A 17,524-nucleotide genomic window follows, 5' to 3' on the forward strand; every position below is an offset into this window, starting at 1 on the left:
TAGCAGTGTAAGCAAATATAGCAAAACTACAATAACGGAAATTTAATCCATGCTAGTATTATCGAGCCTTTAAAATTTAAAAGTTAATTTTATATGAAATGATAAAATGAAAGTTCTAATCATTAAAGAATATTTATATTTGCGACAATATTTGGACATAAATTTTATAATTTAATAATAGTGCCAGTCATTATGGAAGAAAACATCAAAAGTTTCCTGGATAAAGTGTCAGCCAGAAACCAAAATGAGCCTGAATTTATGCAGGCTGTTCATGAAGTTGCTGAAACGGTAATCCCTTTTATTGAAAAGAATAAAAAATACCAGAACAAAATGCTTCTGGAAAGAATGGTTGAGCCGGAGAGAATGATCATGTTCAGAGTGCCATGGTTGGATGATAAAGGAGAGATCCAGGTGAACAGAGGTTTCCGTATTCAAATGAATTCCGCGATAGGACCTTACAAAGGTGGTTTGCGTTTTCATCCTTCAGTAAACCTAAGTATCCTTAAATTTTTGGCTTTTGAGCAGGTGTTCAAAAATAGCTTAACAACCCTTCCAATGGGTGGGGGTAAAGGAGGATCAGATTTCGATCCCAAAGGAAAGTCAGATAATGAAGTAATGAAGTTCTGCCAGAGCTTTATGAGTGAGCTTCAAAGACATATAGGTTCAGATTGTGATGTTCCTGCCGGAGATATTGGTGTTGGAGCACGTGAAATTGGATATTTATTCGGTCAGTATAAAAAGATCCAGAATGAATTTACTGGAATTTTAACCGGAAAAGGACTGGCGTATGGTGGTTCTTTAATTAGACCGGAAGCAACCGGTTACGGTAATGTGTATTTCGCTGAAAATATGCTGAAGACAAAAGGAGAAAAGCTTGATGGAAAAACCGTAGTGATCTCTGGTGCCGGAAACGTAGCTCAGTATGCTGCCGAAAAAGCTACCCAACTAGGAGCTAAGGTGGTGACTATGTCAGATTCTGGAGGTTTCATCTATGATAAAGATGGAATCGACGCAGACAAGCTTGCATTCATCATGGAGCTGAAAAACGAAAAGAGAGGAAGAATTAGCGAATATGCAGATAAATATTCTTCAGCTGAATTCCATGAAGGAAAGACGCCATGGGATATTAAATGTGATGTGGCCCTGCCGTGTGCTACTCAAAACGAACTTCAGGAGGAAGATGCAAAAACACTCGTGAAAAATGGATGTATTTGCGTTGGAGAAGGAGCAAACATGCCTTGTACTCCAGAAGCTATTGCTGTTTTCCATAAAGAGAAGATCTTATTCTCTCCAGGAAAAGCGTCTAATGCCGGTGGAGTAGCTACTTCAGGACTGGAAATGTCTCAGAACTCTATGAGATATAGCTGGACGGCAGAAGATGTAGATAAAAAACTTCACGAGATCATGAACGACATTCATGAGAAATGTGTTGAATTTGGTACTGAAGAAGACGGATTTATAGACTACGTTAAAGGAGCTAATATTGCTGGTTTCGTTAAAGTTGCCGATGCCATGCTGGCTCAGGGAGTTGTATAAATTTCTCTATACTTATAAAATAGAAGAAGCCGCTTTTAAAAGCGGCTTTTTTTATAAATTCACGCCAAATTTTCCTGAATGCTTATCCACACCAAAGCGATCATTATTAGTGCTTTAAAATATGGGGAGGCCGATTTGATAGTAAAAGCCTATACGCTGTCTGATGGTCTTTGTACCTATATGTTGAAAGGTGTTCTGAAATCTAAGAAAGGAAAATTCAAGGCTTCCATGTTCCAGAGTCTTACCCAGCTGGAGGTCGTGGCGAATCATAGGGGAGGAGGTAAGCTGGAGTATCTAAAAGAGGCCAAGGTTACTGGGAATTACCTTAGTCTGCACACTCATCCTGTTAAACTGGCCATAGTATTGTTTCTGGCTGAGATTCTGCGTAACAGCATCCAGGAAGAAGAAAGCAATGAACCTCTTTTCCATTATCTTGAATACAGTTTTCAATACCTGGATACCACAGATAAAATTGCCAATTTTCACCTTCTTTTTCTGTTGAATCTTACCCGTTACCTGGGATTCCAGCCAGATCGGGGAATGGAAGATTTGCCCGTATTTAATTTGTTAGAAGGGGTTTTTCAGGAAATTCCAACCAATGACTATTGTATCGAAGGCAAAAATGTAGATTTGCTGAAAAGTCTTTTGGGCACCGATTTTGATGCTTTGCAGCATATAAAAATGAATCAGGCTTCACGAAAGGAATTTTTAAAAATGCTTCTGCTTTATTACGAACTACACATTGAAGGCTTTAGAAAGCCAAAATCTTTAAGTGTGTTAAATGAAATTTTCAGCTAAATGCGATTAATATTATTTTCCCTTTTTCTTTTAATTTTTTCGGTTTCTACGGCTCAGGAAATAACGGTATTAGATAATAATACGGGAGCGCCAATTCTGGAAGTTGAAATTTATAATAAGGACAGGTCGGTTTCCACACGAACCGATGCTTCGGGAAAGGCTGATATTTCAGATTTTTCAGATACTGAGGTCATTATTATTAATGCTGAATCTTATGTTGAAGTATACCGGAGAAAAAGAGAGATCATCAATAATAGCAATATCGTTCTTCTACATTCAAGCGAGAACCAACTTGAGCAGATCACTCTCTCTGTGGCCAGGTTTAAGCTTAAAAAAGATGAGATCCCTCAGAAGATTGTAAGTATCACTCCTTCAGAAATCCAGCTTGCAAGTCCGCAAACTTCGGCAGATCTGCTGGAAAGTACGGGCCAGGTTTATATGCAGAAAAGCCAGCTTGGAGGAGGTAGCCCGATGATTCGTGGTTTTGCAACCAATAGGTTGCTTTTAACCGTAGATGGAGTACGTATGAATTCAGCGATTTTCAGAAGTGGAAATCTCCAAAATGTTATTTCTGTAGATCCAATGATGGTGGAAAGTGCTGAGGTGATTTTGGGCCCGGGATCGGTAGTATATGGAAGCGATGCGATAGGAGGGGTGCTTAACTTTTTTACGTTAAGACCAAAGTTTAGTTTTAATGAGGGTACCTCATTTTCTGGTAATATTTATACCCGGTTTTCAACAGCGAATAACGAGAATACAGTACATGCCGATCTTAATATAGGTAGGGAAAACTGGGCCTTTAGAACAGGGATAACCTATTCAGATTTTGGGGACCTGAGGATGGGAGAGCATGGTCCAGATGATTATTTGCGTACAGATTATGCGGCCAGGCAGGACGGGATAGATGTAATGTTGCCAAATCCAGATCCCCTGGTACAAAAACCAACGGGTTACGACCAGTTGAACCTGCTTCAGAAGATAAAATACATGCCTGCTCAAAACTGGGATATCAACCTGGGGCTTATTTATTCGGAAACATCAGACTTTCCTCGTTTTGACCGACTATATCGTAAAAGAGACGGTGTTTTGCGGTCTGCCGAGTGGTATTACGGGCCACAGGAATGGTTCTTGGGAAACCTGAACGTGAACCGCAGGAGCCATTCTGGTTTTTATGATAAAGTTCAATTTACTGCGGCTTACCAGTTCTTTGGTGAAAGCAGGAACGACCGTAACTTTGGAGATCCAATATTATTCACTACCGAGGAAAATGTGGATGCATATTCTGCAAATCTTGATTTTGAAAAGGGCTTTTCAGAAAGTAAGTTTTTCTATGGTTTCGAATATGTGCTCAATAATGTTTCTTCAAAAGGTAGTTTTAGAAATATAGATTCAAATGAAACTGGCGCCACAGCAAGCAGGTATCCTGATGGTTCCAACTGGCAATCTATGGCGATCTACTCCAGTTATCAATGGAAGATTACTCAAAAACTATCCCTGCAATCCGGGATTAGGTATAATCAAGTACTTGTAGATGCCAGTTTTGATGACCGGTTTTATGATTTCCCTTTTGAAGAGGCCAATATCAATACCGGTGCTTTAACCGGTAGTCTTGGTTTGAACTGGAGAATGAATAGTTTTGTAGGCTGGAGGCTTGGCCTTTCTACCGCATTCAGAGCTCCAAATATTGATGATGTAGGTAAGATCTTCGATTCTGAACCAGGTTCGGTAGTAGTTCCTAACCCAGATCTCAAGTCGGAATATGCCTATAATGCTGAACTGGGGGCAGATTTCAAATTTTCCAATTCCATTCGTCTGGGATTAACAACTTATTATACCTACCTGGATAACGCGATGGTACGCCGTGATTTTGATCTGGATGGTGTCACTGAAATTGATTACCAGGGAGAACCTAGTAGGGTGCAGGCAATTCAAAATGCCGCAAATGCTTATGTATGTGGGCTTGAAGCAGGACTGGAAGTAGATTTTTCTGTGGCATTGAGACTTAAATCACAATTCAATTATACCTACGGAAGAGAGAATGAAGGCGACCAATATGTACCCTTAAGACATGCAGCTCCAATGTTCGGCAACACACATTTGATCTGGAATAAAAGGAGGTTGAAATTCGATCTATTCGCTGAATATAATGGTCAATTCGATTTTGAAGACCTGGCTCCTGGAGAGCAGGATAAGCCTTATCTATATGCTCTGGATGAGAACGGAAATCCTTACTCGCCGGCATGGTACACTTTGAACATTACTGGGCAGTATGAATTCAATTCCAATTGGCGCGCTACGGCTTCGGTTGAAAATATTACAGATCGGCGGTATCGAACCTACTCATCAGGGATAGCGGCCGCCGGTAGAAATTTAATCATCGCCCTTTCCTATACTTTTTAAACAAAATTCTATAAAGAGATTAAGATTCAGGTTCTTAAGTTTCAACTTAAGAATAATTACACATGTATTTTACCTTAGAATAATATCTTCTTTTGTTAAAAATCCTTATTTTCGCACATCATTTGAAAATAGGAGAAAATGAGCAGAAGGTTCCCTGAATACAAAGGTCTTGACCTGCCGAAGGTGGCAGAGGAAATACTCAATTATTGGGAAGAGAATGATATTTTCGGGAAGAGCGTTTCTACCCGGGAAGGAAAAGAACCATTCATATTTTTTGAAGGTCCTCCTTCAGCTAATGGTTTGCCGGGAATTCACCATGTGATGGCGCGTTCTATCAAGGATATATTTTGTAGATATAAAACTCAAAAAGGTTATCAGGTTAAACGTAAAGCGGGTTGGGATACTCACGGTCTTCCAATTGAGCTGGGTGTTGAAAAAGAACTTGGTATCACAAAAGAGGACATTGGAACTAAGATCAGTGTAGAAAAATACAATGAAGCCTGTAAGAGCGCAGTAATGCGTTATACCGATGTTTGGAACGATCTTACCAAAAAGATGGGTTACTGGGTAGATATGGAAGATCCGTATATCACCTACAAATCCAAATACATGGAGACGGTTTGGTGGCTGCTTTCAGAGATCTACAAGAAAGATCTTATCTATAAAGGATATACCATTCAGCCGTATTCTCCAAAAGCAGGAACCGGTTTGAGTTCTCACGAACTTAATCAGCCGGGGACTTACCAGGATGTGACCGATACTACGGTTACGGCCATGTTCAAAATCAAAGAAGAAACACTTCCGGATTTCCTTAAAGAAGTTCCGAATTTATATTTCATCGCCTGGACCACCACTCCATGGACGCTGCCTTCGAATACCGCTTTAACCGTTGGTCCTAAGATCGACTATGTGACAGTTAGAACATATAATCAGTATACTTTTGAGCCGATCACTATTATCGTGGCAAAGGAACTTGCTGAAAAACAATTCGATAAAAAGTTCAGAAAAGCAGAATCTGAGGAGGATTTGAATTCTTATTCAAAAGAAGATAAAAAGATTCCATATCTAATTGGAGAAAGTTTTTCAGGAAAAGACATTGTTGGAGTAAGATATGAGCAATTGTTGCCTTATGCTCAACCGAATGATAATCCTGAAAATGCTTTCAGAATTATCTCTGGTGATTTCGTAACAACTGAAGATGGTACCGGTATTGTACATACCGCGCCAACTTTTGGTGCAGATGATGCCCTGGTAGCGAAACAGGCAACACCTGAGGTTCCTCCAATGCTGGTGAAAGATGAAAATGGAAATTTAGTTCCACTCGTAGACCTTCAGGGTAAATTCAGACCAGAAATGGATGAGCTTGCCGGGAAATATGTGAAGAATGAATATTATGATGAAGGAGAGGCTCCTGAAAAATCTGTAGATGTCGATATCGCCATCAAGCTAAAAGAAGAAAACAGGGCTTTCAAAGTTGAAAAATATGTTCACAGCTACCCTAATTGCTGGAGAACAGATAAGCCTATATTATATTATCCATTGGATTCCTGGTTTATTAAGGTGACCGAATTCAAGGACAGGATGCACGAGCTAAACCAGGGAATTAACTGGAAGCCGAAATCTACGGGTGAAGGCCGTTTCGGTAACTGGCTGGCTAATGCCAACGACTGGAACTTAAGCCGAAGCCGATATTGGGGAATTCCGTTGCCTATCTGGAGAACCGAAGACGGTACTGAAGTGAAGGTGATGGGATCTGTAGCTCAGCTGAAGGAAGAAATGGCAAAAGCCGTTGAAGCTGGAGTTCTTGAAAAAGATATTTTCGAAGGTTTTGAGCCTGGAGATATGAGTGAAGACAATTACGAAAAAGTAGATCTTCACAAGAACGTTGTGGATACGATGACGCTGGTTTCCGATTCTGGAAAGCCGATGAAACGTGAGGCAGATCTTATCGACGTTTGGTTCGATTCTGGTTCTATGCCGTATTCACAGTGGCATTATCCTTTCGAAAATAAAGAAAAAGTAGAAGATAAATGGCGTAAAGCCGACTTTATCGCCGAAGGTGTGGATCAAACTAGAGGTTGGTTCTATACATTACATGCGATCGCAACCATGATCTTCGATGATGTTGCTTATAAAAATGTGGTTTCCAACGGACTTGTATTAGACAAAAACGGGCAAAAAATGTCCAAGAGGTTAGGGAACGCGGTAGACCCATTCGAGACCCTTTCGGTTTATGGGCCTGATGCTACCCGTTGGTACATGATCTCGAATGCGAATCCTTGGGATAATTTAAAATTTGATATCGAAGGGATCGGGGAAGTACAACGTAAATTCTTCGGCACCTTATACAATACTTATTCATTCTTTACGCTATATGCTAATATCGATGAATTCAGCTATTCTGAAGAAGATGTGGCATTAGAGCAAAGACCTGAAATAGATAGATGGATACTTTCAGAATTGCATACGCTAATTGAGAAAGTTGACAAGTTCTATGCAGATTATGAACCTACAAAAGCGACCAGGGCGATCTCTGAATTCGTTCAGGAGAATCTTAGTAACTGGTTTGTTAGGTTGAGCAGAAGAAGATTCTGGAAAGGAGATTACGAGCAGGACAAGATCTCTGCTTACCAGACACTTTATACCTGCCTGGAAACAATTGCGAAACTTGGGGCTCCTGTTGCACCATTTTTCATGGACAGGTTGTTTATGGACCTGAATGCGGCGACTGGAAAAGACCAGTCAGAATCGGTGCATACCGCTGATTTCCCGGTTTTTGAACAGAAATTTGTTGATAAATCTCTGGAAAGGAAGATGGAAAAAGCCCAGACGATCTCTTCTTTGGTGCTTTCCCTTCGTAAAAAAGAGATGATCAAGGTTCGCCAACCTTTGCAAAGGGTAATGATACCGGTACTTGACGAAGAACAGAAAAATGAGATAAAAGCCGTAGAAGACTTGATCAAATCTGAAGTAAATGTTAAAGAAGTCGAGCTTATTGATGATGCTTCAGGCCTGTTAGTGAAGCAAATAAAGCCAAATTTCAGGGTTCTTGGCCCAAGATTTGGCAAGGATATAAAGCTGGTAATCAGCAAGATAAATCAATTTGGTCCGGAGGAGATCTCTGAAATAGAGCGTAAGGGCGAGATTGAAGTAGAAATTAACAAAAATTTAATTAAATTGTCTCTTGAAGAGGTTGAAATCTCTTCGCAAGACATTGAAGGATGGTTAGTTGCCAGTAATGGTGGCTTGACAGTAGCCCTGGACGTGAGTATCAGTCCGGAGTTGAAAAAGGAAGGTGTTGCCAGAGAACTGGTGAATAGGATCCAGAACCTCCGCAAGGATTCAGGCTACGAAGTGACTGATACGATTGATATAACCCTACAAAAAAACGGCATTATCGAGGATGCTGTAAAAGATAATATAACATACATTAAGAATGAAACATTAACTGCGAACCTCGAATTTGCAGAGGTGGTCGATGAAGGAGCTGAAGTAGAATTTGATGAAGTTGCCACTAAAATGTTTATTAAAAAACATTAAGCCATGTCTACAGAAGTAAAAGAGCGTTACAGCGATGCTGATCTGGCAGAGTTCAAAACTCTGATCAAGAAGAAAATTGAAAAAGCCCAGGAGCAACTTGAGATCTATCAGAGTGCTTATAAAAACGATGGGAATAATGGTACAGATGATACCTCACCCACATTTAAGGCCTTTGAGGAAGGAAGTGAAACCATGAGTAAAGAGGCTAATTCACAATTGGCTATCCGTCAGGAGAAATTTATCAGGGATCTTAAGAATGCCCTGATGCGAATTGAGAATAAGACCTATGGAATTTGCAGAGTTACAGGAAAGTTAATTGCGAAAGAAAGATTGCTGCTTGTACCTCACGCAACTCTTAGCATTGAGGCTAAGAACATGCAACGTTAATTAAAGAATTCATATTTGTGAACGCCCATTTCATTCAATGATGGGCGTTTTTTAATTGCCTGGTGATGCTGAGGAAATGGGTGTTGATATTCGGAATTCTTATGGCAGGGTCTAGTTACGGCCAGAAGGATACCCGTGAAATTATTGATGCAGCAAAAATTGAAAAGATCAATATTGATACGGATGAGGTTTATCTTATTACGATCATCACTACAAATTCTTCCGAAATCAGGATAAGCACCCATTCTGAAGGTGAATATTTTAATGAAATATTCTTAAGGACCCGGGTAGGTGAGCAGCAGTTAGAAATCTTTTCGGAATACCCGGAAAGGTTAACCGGAGGTTTCGATAAATTAAGTGCACATAAGGTCTTTTCTCTTGAAATTTTTCTGGAGATTCCTATAGGAATGGAGATCAATGTGAATTCTAATATTGCTTCCCTTAAGGCTTCAGGAGATTATAAGGCGATCTATGCCAATTTGAAACAGGGTTATTGTGATCTTAAGAATTACACAGGTAATGCGGTGATCAACACCTATACGGGTAATATTTTGGTAGAGACCTCTTCAGGGTTAATTGAAGCTAAAAGCAGAAATGGCAGTGTAGTGATCCCAGATTTCATACCCGGCCGAAACCCGATAAAGCTCAATAGCATAGACGGAGATATTAAGGTGATAAAAAACTAATTAAAATTAGTATTTTTGACCCGTTTTCAAACAAAATAGATTCATGTCCCTTAAAAAAGCCGGATTCCTTATTATCCTGATCCTTCTTATTGATCAGATTTCCAAATTATATATCAAAACCAATTTTGCTTTAGGCGAAGAGATTGAAGTCTTCGACTGGTTCCGGATACTATTTGTGGAAAACGAAGGAATGGCCTGGGGGACCAAGATTCCGGGAGAATACGGCAAACTAGCTTTAACTCTATTTCGTCTTACTGCCATAGTAGGTATAGGTTACTGGCTTTGGGATTCGGTAAAAAAAGGAGGTTCCAGAATACTTATTACTTCCATTGCACTGATTTTTGCTGGTGCTTTTGGTAATATTATAGACTCCGTGTTTTATGGGATTCTGTTTAACGATAGTTATGGGCAGGTAGCGAGCTTTTTGCCGGAAACTGGTGGTTATAGTTCTTTATTTCACGGGAAAGTAGTAGACATGCTCTATTTCCCTTTATGGAAGGGGTATTTACCAGAGTGGATCCCTATTTGGGGAGGAAAGTATTTTACCTTCTTTGAACCTGTATTCAATATTGCCGATTCTGCTATTAGTGTAGGGGTGGCAATGCTGTTATTATTCAATAAAAGAGCATTTCCGAAGGAAAATGAAAAAAAGGCAGAAGAGAAAACGGCTTAAGCGGCAGTTTTTTCGAAGATCTTCTCAAATTTCTTTAATTCAATAGGCTTGATAAGATAATCTGTAACCAGATTAAAAGATTTTGCCCTTTCCAGGTCACGAGGATCGATAGAAGAACTCACTACGTAGAGGGTAATCTTTTTGTTCAGTTTGTTCTTGATCTTGATAAATTCATTCAGGAACTCCCAGCCATCCATTACCGGCATGTTCAGATCCAGGAAAATAATGTCTGGTAATTTATCTTCATCGGTGGTATTTTGCATGATCTCTTTGAAGTAATCAAGCGCTTCCTTTCCGTTTTTGTAAATAAGGAGGTTTTCGGATAGTTTTTTGATCTCTATGATCTTCTTAACTAAATTCACGTATATCTTATCATCGTCGATGATACACGCCAGTTCTACTTTTTGCCCCATAGTAAATAGAATCTAGAATTTGATTTTAAAGGTTGTCCCGATATTTAGGGTACTGCTAACAGATATCGTCCCCCCAAGGGCCTCTACCTGATTTTTAGTTATGAACAGACCAATTCCTTTTGCCTCGGGATTGCTGGGGTGATAGATTTTATACATTCCAAACATCTTCTCACCGTGCTCATCGAGGTCTATTCCCATCCCGTTATCGCTAACTTCCAAATACTCTTTGTCGTTCTCGATATAGGTTTGAATAAAAATAACTGGTTTACGACCCGGTTGCTTGTACCTGATCGCGTTCGTGATTAAATTTAGTAAAATACTTTCAAGATACTCAGGGATATAGCTTATTTCTTTCAAATCCTGAAACTCAGCGACGATTTTTGCATTTTCTCGATTAATCAAGGACGAAGTAGATGCTAAAACTATCTCTAGGGCTTCCTCGAATCTGATTTGTACCTTTTCTTTCTTCAATGAAGTTTGAATGCTCACAATATCATTCAACCTGGAAATTGCTGAATCCAGATTATCTGCAACATCCTCTACATTGGCCAGCAGATCTAATTTATCTCTATCAGTTTTAGATTCACGTAGTAACTCAACGATGAGGCTTAAATTGCTACTATGAGATCTTAGATGATGCGAAACTATATGGGCAAAATTGAATAACCTGGAATTCTGTGTGGCTATGATATCCAGCGAATTCTGAAGATTCAGTTCATTATTCTTATTCTCATCAATATTTTGAAGCACTCCCCGAATCCCTACTACCCGCTGTTCATCATTATAAACTGGTTTTCCGGTTAATCTCACCCAAAATTCTCTTTGCTGAAAAGAAACCATTTTGAGCTCCAGTTTAAAGGGGATCCCGAAATTCTCACATTTATCGAAAGCATTGCGCATACGGTTATGGTGCTCTTCGGCGTAGAACTTCATTCTGTCTTCGTAGGCTGGCTGGAAATTTCTAGGGCATTCCACAATTTTTAGTGAAACATCATCCCAGTAGATATTCTTGTTCATTGTATCTACATACCAGCCCCCGGTAGAGGTCATTTCAGCGGTTTCTCGGTAATAGAAGAAGTTTTCTTCTATAGTATATTGATCTCTTTTACTCTGGTGGATATTTACGAAAAGCAGTACTGCAGTTTCACGAAAATCATTGTTTCGGCTTTTCTGATTCTTGCATTCGAACCAGCGGTACTTCCCGTTTTCAAGCTTTAGTTTGATCTCAAAACTGAACGGTTCATTTTCATTGATAAGTTTTTCAAAATGAATTCTGAAATCGTAGCGGTAATCAGGATGAAGTATGTGATTTATAAAAAATTCGAACCTGTCTTCCTCTATTTTGGGACGTCCTACGAGGGAGTCAAAATGCCCAGACCAGTTAATCTCCTTGGAAAATAGATTTATCTTCCAGTAGGCTATATCGAAGTCTTCCAGTATGCTGTTTAACTGTAGGTCGTTGAGCATCAGAGCGAATTGGTTAGGTTAAAAATAAGGTATTAACCTTATCCCTACAAAATTTTATTTTAGCCGAAATCATATATTTTTTCAGGGGTGACACAATAGTCCAGTGGAATGTCACCGCTAAATACACCATTAATCTCTTCTATAGCCTCGAAAAACGAAAGTCCTATTTTAATAACATCTGTCTTGCAGCTGGAAAGGAACTTATCGTAAAAACCCTTACCATATCCCACACGGTGACCCGTTTTATCAAATGCGAGTAATGGTATAAATACTACATCCAGCTTTTGGTTTGGGATTTCTATTCCTCCCTGAGGCTCAGGAATATTCCATCTGTTCTTCTTGATTACCGTTTGATCTGTTAAAAGAAAATTTATCAGCTTACCGGATTGGGCATCTGCTTTAGGTATAATTACATCCTTATCCTTGCCTTGCAGTATATGTAGTAGATATTCTGTATTGACCTCCTTTTGCTCTGAAATACTTAAAAAAATATGGTAGTAATTATATTCCCAAATTGGTAATTTCAGGGCCCTGTTCGCGATCTCCAGGCTAAGATCATCTATTTTATCCTGATCCAGCTTCAGTCTTTGTTCCTTGAACTTTTTTCTAAGCTCCTCCTTTTTCATGGTCTTCGCTTTTGGGTTGCATGGAAATATGAAAAATAGCATCTCCCTGGTAGACTATTGGTGATTCATTTACATTGATCACATAGCCTTCACTACTACTTTTTATTTTATGCCTGAATTTTCCGTAGGGATCTGTAATGGTCGCTATATATTCTCCTTTTTCCACATGTTTTCCGCAAGGAACTTTAACATGTAAAAGTCCGCTGTATTTAGCTCTTAACCATGAGCTGTTTTCTATAAGTACCGTGTCTTTTTTTACGTCTGGATATTCGAATTTTAAACCCAGCATATCCAGGTGGCTCAGGATCCTCATGGCACCATCTACTCCATATTTGGCAATTTCCTTATTGCTGTCCAGGGATTTTCCACCCTCAAATAATAAAACGGGAATTCCTAATTTTGAACAGGTCTCACGAAAAGATTTCGTTATCGTTTTAGAATGGATGGTAAAAGGCGCATTAAAGATACGAGCGTATTTTATGCTCTGTTCGTCACCTTTCTTAACCCTGATCTGCGGAGCATTGAACCTTGCGGCTCCTCCGGTATGGAAATCCAGGCAAAAATCGGCAATTGGCAAAATTTTCTTTACAAACTGAAAAGCAAACCTACTGGCAAGTGAACCATGCTTGGTTCCTGGAAATACCCGGTTAAGATCACGTCCGTCGGGGAATTCCCGGGACATATTTAAAAAACCGAAAATATTAACTATAGGAATGCAGATGATGGTACCTATTTTGGGTTTGTTAATTCCCTTTGAAATGATCTGCCTAATAATCTCTACTCCATTGATCTCATCTCCGTGAATACCTGCAGTTAAAAGCACTACAGGACCTGGTTTTTTAGAACGTTCAATAATTACCGGAACCTCTACAGAAGTAGTAGTGTAGAGTTTGGCCATATTGAAATTAATGGTGGCTCCCTTTCCTGGAAGTACCTTTTCACCTAAAATTTCAAGAACATTGTCCTTGTCTATCCGCGGCATATATTAAACGTTTCTTTCAATATATCTAATAATGGTCTTGGCGATATCTTTTCCTGTAGCTGCTTCAATGCCTTCCAGTCCTGGAGAACTGTTCACTTCCAGAATTAAAGGACCTCTTGCACTTTGCAGCATATCTACCCCGGCAACGCCCAGCCCCATGGCTTTGGTTGCCTTGATGGCGGCAATTTCTTCCTCATCGCTTAGTTCGAAAACCTCGGCACTTCCGCCGCGATGAAGATTAGAGCGGAATTCTCCTTCTTTTCCCTGTCTTTTCATGGCTCCCACAACATGACCATCTACAACAAAGGCTCTGATATCGGCGCCTTTAGCTTCTTTAATAAATTCCTGGACGATTACTCTGGCCTGTAAGCCATTAAATGCTTCAATAACAGAAGAAGCCGCATTTTTTGTTTCAGCCAGAACAACTCCAACTCCCTGGGTTCCTTCCAGCAGTTTTATCACCAGGGGAGTGCCTCCAACCTGTTTGATGACCCCTTCCACATCCCTGGAATAATTAGTAAAAACCGTTTTGGGAAGGCCTATTTTTGCCCTGGAAAGTACTTGAAGACTTCTTAATTTATCTCTACTTCGCACTAAAGCTTCAGAATCTGTAGTAGTGAAAGAACCCATCATTTCGAACTGGCGAACTACGGCGGTACCATAAAAAGTCACCGAAGCACCAATTCTTGGAATGATCGCATCTACATCTTCAATATATCCTCCTTTATAATAGATATTGGGCTTACGTTTTTCAATAACGATATCACACTTCAAAGGGTCTATAACTTCTACGTCGTGCTTTCTTTTTTTCGCTGCCTCAACCAGTCTGCTCGTTGAATATAATTTAGGGTTTCTAGAGAGAATTCTTATTTTCATCTACTTTCTTGTTATAAGACACATCGATCAATTCTGTATCTACTATAAATTTTTTGGTTAAAAATTTTCGTCCAATCAAAACCGGATATCTCATTTCCTGCCTGTCTGATAAGGATAATGATATCTTAAAGATTTTTCCGAACAGTTTAATTTTAGACTGAACCTGGTACCTTTTCTGGATGATGCCATTGCTGCTCCTTACAAATACAACATCAAAATCCTCAAAAACGAACTTCTTTCCGTTATAAGTAGGATGTTCGTCATCAAGAAAAGTACATTCTAGAATATTTTCCTTTTCTATAATGTCTTTGCAATGTATGGAGGAAGTGTATGCACCTGTATCGATCTTTACGGCGATATCGTAAAGGTCTAAAGCGGGAAAATCTGCTTTGTCAAACCTGCCGATCACTTTTTTTTCCATAGCGCAATATACTAAAAAGCTATTGCTTCAGTAAAGGGCAAAAATAAACGATAAACATTTCAATTATGGAAAAAACCCGGCCGATATTTTCAGCCGGGTTATTTCGAAATTTTTAAAAATAGAAACTCACTTTTCCCCGAATAAAAAATGGAGTTCCCGGAGTAAAATGTATCTCTTCAACCGGAGTGGGTTCATTACTCAGCCTGCTTTCCGTAGCAAACTGGGTTTCGTTCCATTCCGTATCGAATAGGTTTTCAACAATAAAACCTAACTCAACATTATCAAACCTGTAATTAAGGTTGAGGTCTGCTACAAAATAGCCTTCGGCTGTGATGCTGAAATCTTCATTTGCCGGGCGGTCATTAATATACCGGTAAGACCAGGAACCTGAGAATCCTGATAGGTTTTCTAAGGCAATTCCGCCTGAAGAAGTGAATTCCGGAGCAAGAGGTATATAGTCTTCTCCTGAAGGTTCTTCAGTACTTCTGGCATAGGTATAATTTAAATCGCTATATAGGTATAGCCAGTCTGTTGCCTGATATCTTGCTCCAAGGTCCAGCCCCAGCCTTCTTGTTTTTCCGCTGGGTTCAATGATCGCTGCATCTCCAACATAAACAAATTCCTGGTCGAGGTAAAGTAGCCAGGCAGCGGTATTAAAGATCCATCGGCTATTTGGTTTATAAATGAGACCAATATCTGCCCCATAGGCGGCCGGCAGGATCTCTTCCCCATTTCTTTGCACAACTACACGCGTATCATTTGAATGGAAACCTATACCGGTTTTTAGATATAGCTGCAAGTCATTTGAAGCCGTATAATTGAAATTTAGTTTTGGGCTCAGGAATACCTTGTCTTCGCTTTTGTTATCGTAGGTTTCCGTTATGAGATCTTCATAATCAAATTTGAAATAATCCAATCTTAAACCAGGGTTAATGAGTAATTTACCCAGGTTGAAGTTGGTGTTTAAAAACGTATAAAGATTGGTTTCATCAATATTTCCGAAGGCCAGTCTTTCCAATAATTTATCCCGATTTTTGGTTCTGGAAAGTTCATTTAGATTACTATCGTCATACCTGAAACCTAATCCCACAGAGTAATCCATATCGAGTGGAAGCTCAGGCTTCTCATTCTGAAATACAGTTTCTGCACCAAGAATGTTCCTGTGTTCCATTTGCTTTATCTGGTCGCCGTTAACAGGATCCTCTAGAAAGAATGTGAAATTCGAATACAGCTCGAAATCATAATGGGAATAAAAAGCCCTGGTTTTTAATTTTCTATTATTGGAAAGAAACCTGGTATGATTCGCCTGCAGGTTGGTTCTACTGGTATTTCCTCCTTCAGTGTCGTCGATGGCGCCAAATCTCGTAATGGAACCATTTTCAACTGCTCTTTCCGGGATCTGCCCTGAAGCATCCCACTTGCTTTGAAAATGTGATATTGTTAGGCTTAGATCTTCATCTCCGGGAATAGAATAATTATACTTTCCCATGATATTGAACCTGTTAAAGTTTTGCGGACTTTCAAAAGGTCCATCAAAAAGGTTTAGTGAACTGGCTATATAGGCATTGCTAAACTCCCTGTCTAAAACCTTCATCATTCCAACCAGGCGTTTAGTATTGAACTGGCCTAGCTCGAAAGAGACCATATTCTGGTCCAGCTTCTCTTTAGTTCTGAAATTCACAAAGCCTGCGGTGGTGAAATTTCCGTTATCAGCATAATAAGGTCCTTTTCCAAATTCAATATTTTTAATGGTTTCAGGAATTAAAAAGTGCAGATCGCTATAACCCTGCCCATGGGCGTGAGAAACCATGTTAACCGGCATTCCATCTACAGAAAGTGAGATATCTGTACCATGATCTAAATCAAAACCTCTTAGAAATATTTGTTCCGCTTTACCGCCTCCGGCATGCTGACCAATGATAAGCCCGGGAACTTTCCGCAGGATTTCCTGGGAAGACTTAACCGGATTTGTTTTAAGATCTATCCGGGTAATTTCACTCAAAACATTCCTGTTCCCGTTTAAAACGATCTGGTCCAAGCTAAAGGAAGCTTCTTTAAGTTGAAAAAATTTTTTTGCCGAAAGATCTTCTCTGGTAATAGTGTATTCCAGTCGTTCAAAACCTAGGAAAGTGATACTTATCACATCCCCGGCAGAAACATTTTTTAGGGTAAACTCTCCTATGGAATTGGTATGAGTATGGAAGCCCGTAGAACTGTCGTAAATAGCGACATCTTCTAATGGGTTACCATCAATATCAGTGATCTGGCCAGTGAAAATTTCATTCTGGCCAAAACCAATTCCATGGAAAAGAAATATGAAAATCAATATTCTTTTCATGATAAATTTTATAAAGCACAAGCATTTAACCCGTCCTATAGTTTTATTGAGGAGCTTTTCAAATGTGCTTCTGATTAATAATATTTTTCAAGATGATCCTTGGATCAGGTCATCAAGGTCTGGGAATATTAAACTAAAAACTCCGGTGGCGGACAGGGAATTTCAAATTGGTAAGAATAATTTCTTATCTGGTAAAACTTATAATGTTTTTTATTTGTTTCTCTGAAAATTTTTATACTCGCATATTCCTGGAAAAGGTGTTTGTCGAATTTTTCTACGGCTCGCACTTTTTCCGGTAGTTGCTTTTTTTCCGGTAGTTTCAAGAACGTTCCTAAAAAATCCAGAATTTCGTGGCTGTGGGTTACGGTGTGTTTAGAGGTT

The 17,524-nt window shown here is 39.4% G+C and carries 14 protein-coding genes; 7 read left to right on the plus strand and 7 right to left on the minus strand.

The features are described from left to right. The first annotated feature begins 192 nt into the window (after positions 1–192). From gdhA to ML462_RS05380, 7 genes are all read left to right on the plus strand, one after another. Complete coding sequence (gene gdhA / locus ML462_RS05350) at positions 193–1,536, plus strand: NADP-specific glutamate dehydrogenase (protein WP_240712717.1); 1,344 nt, start codon at positions 193–195, stop codon at positions 1,534–1,536. Positions 1,537–1,614: 78 nt separating this feature from the next. After that, complete coding sequence (gene recO, locus ML462_RS05355) at positions 1,615–2,334, plus strand: DNA repair protein RecO (RefSeq protein ID WP_240712718.1); 720 nt, start codon at positions 1,615–1,617, stop codon at positions 2,332–2,334. Beyond that, complete coding sequence (locus ML462_RS05360) at positions 2,335–4,734, plus strand: TonB-dependent receptor plug domain-containing protein (protein ID WP_240712719.1); 2,400 nt, start codon at positions 2,335–2,337, stop codon at positions 4,732–4,734. A 138-nt stretch (positions 4,735–4,872) separates the two neighbouring features. Next, complete coding sequence (gene ileS / locus ML462_RS05365; protein WP_240712720.1) at positions 4,873–8,274, plus strand: isoleucine--tRNA ligase; 3,402 nt, start codon at positions 4,873–4,875, stop codon at positions 8,272–8,274. Positions 8,275–8,277: 3 nt separating this feature from the next. Next, complete coding sequence (locus ML462_RS05370; protein ID WP_240712721.1) at positions 8,278–8,661, plus strand: TraR/DksA family transcriptional regulator; 384 nt, start codon at positions 8,278–8,280, stop codon at positions 8,659–8,661. Between the two features lie 65 nt (positions 8,662–8,726). Further along, the gene (locus ML462_RS05375) at positions 8,727–9,347 is read left to right on the plus strand and encodes a DUF4097 family beta strand repeat-containing protein (protein ID WP_240712722.1); all 621 of its coding nucleotides are present in this window, start codon (positions 8,727–8,729) and stop codon (positions 9,345–9,347) included. A 43-nt stretch (positions 9,348–9,390) separates the two neighbouring features. Next, positions 9,391–10,020, plus strand: coding sequence for a lipoprotein signal peptidase (locus ML462_RS05380; RefSeq protein WP_240712723.1), 630 nt, complete (start codon positions 9,391–9,393; stop codon positions 10,018–10,020). Here the strand turns inward: ML462_RS05380 and ML462_RS05385 are convergent. From ML462_RS05385 to ML462_RS05415, 7 genes are all read right to left on the minus strand, one after another. Continuing rightward, positions 10,017–10,433, minus strand: coding sequence for a response regulator (locus tag ML462_RS05385; RefSeq protein ID WP_240712724.1), 417 nt, complete (start codon positions 10,431–10,433; stop codon positions 10,017–10,019). The genes ML462_RS05380 and ML462_RS05385 overlap by 4 nt on opposite strands. A 12-nt stretch (positions 10,434–10,445) precedes the next feature. Then, entirely contained in the window at positions 10,446–11,900 is a 1,455-nt protein-coding gene (locus tag ML462_RS05390; protein WP_240712725.1) for a sensor histidine kinase, read from the minus strand. Between the two features lie 59 nt (positions 11,901–11,959). Further along, positions 11,960–12,526, minus strand: coding sequence for a 5-formyltetrahydrofolate cyclo-ligase (locus tag ML462_RS05395; RefSeq protein ID WP_240712726.1), 567 nt, complete (start codon positions 12,524–12,526; stop codon positions 11,960–11,962). Further along, positions 12,507–13,508, minus strand: coding sequence for a succinylglutamate desuccinylase/aspartoacylase family protein (locus ML462_RS05400; RefSeq protein ID WP_240712727.1), 1,002 nt, complete (start codon positions 13,506–13,508; stop codon positions 12,507–12,509). The genes ML462_RS05395 and ML462_RS05400 overlap by 20 nt, the downstream gene beginning before the upstream one ends. A 3-nt stretch (positions 13,509–13,511) precedes the next feature. Continuing rightward, positions 13,512–14,384 (minus strand): 30S ribosomal protein S6--L-glutamate ligase, encoded by an 873-nt coding sequence (rimK, locus tag ML462_RS05405; protein ID WP_240712728.1) that lies wholly within the window; start codon positions 14,382–14,384, stop codon positions 13,512–13,514. Further along, positions 14,362–14,805 carry an ATP-dependent zinc protease family protein gene (locus ML462_RS05410; RefSeq protein WP_240712729.1) on the minus strand — a complete coding sequence of 148 codons (444 nt, stop codon included), beginning with the start codon at positions 14,803–14,805 and terminating at the stop codon, positions 14,362–14,364. The genes rimK and ML462_RS05410 overlap by 23 nt, the downstream gene beginning before the upstream one ends. A gap of 112 nt (positions 14,806–14,917) precedes the next feature. Continuing rightward, complete coding sequence (locus ML462_RS05415; RefSeq protein WP_240712730.1) at positions 14,918–17,143, minus strand: TonB-dependent receptor; 2,226 nt, start codon at positions 17,141–17,143, stop codon at positions 14,918–14,920. Between the last annotated feature and the right edge of the window lie 381 nt (positions 17,144–17,524).

Source organism: Christiangramia lutea, assembly GCF_022489035.1.
Classification (GTDB): Bacteria; Bacteroidota; Bacteroidia; order Flavobacteriales; family Flavobacteriaceae; genus Christiangramia; species Christiangramia lutea.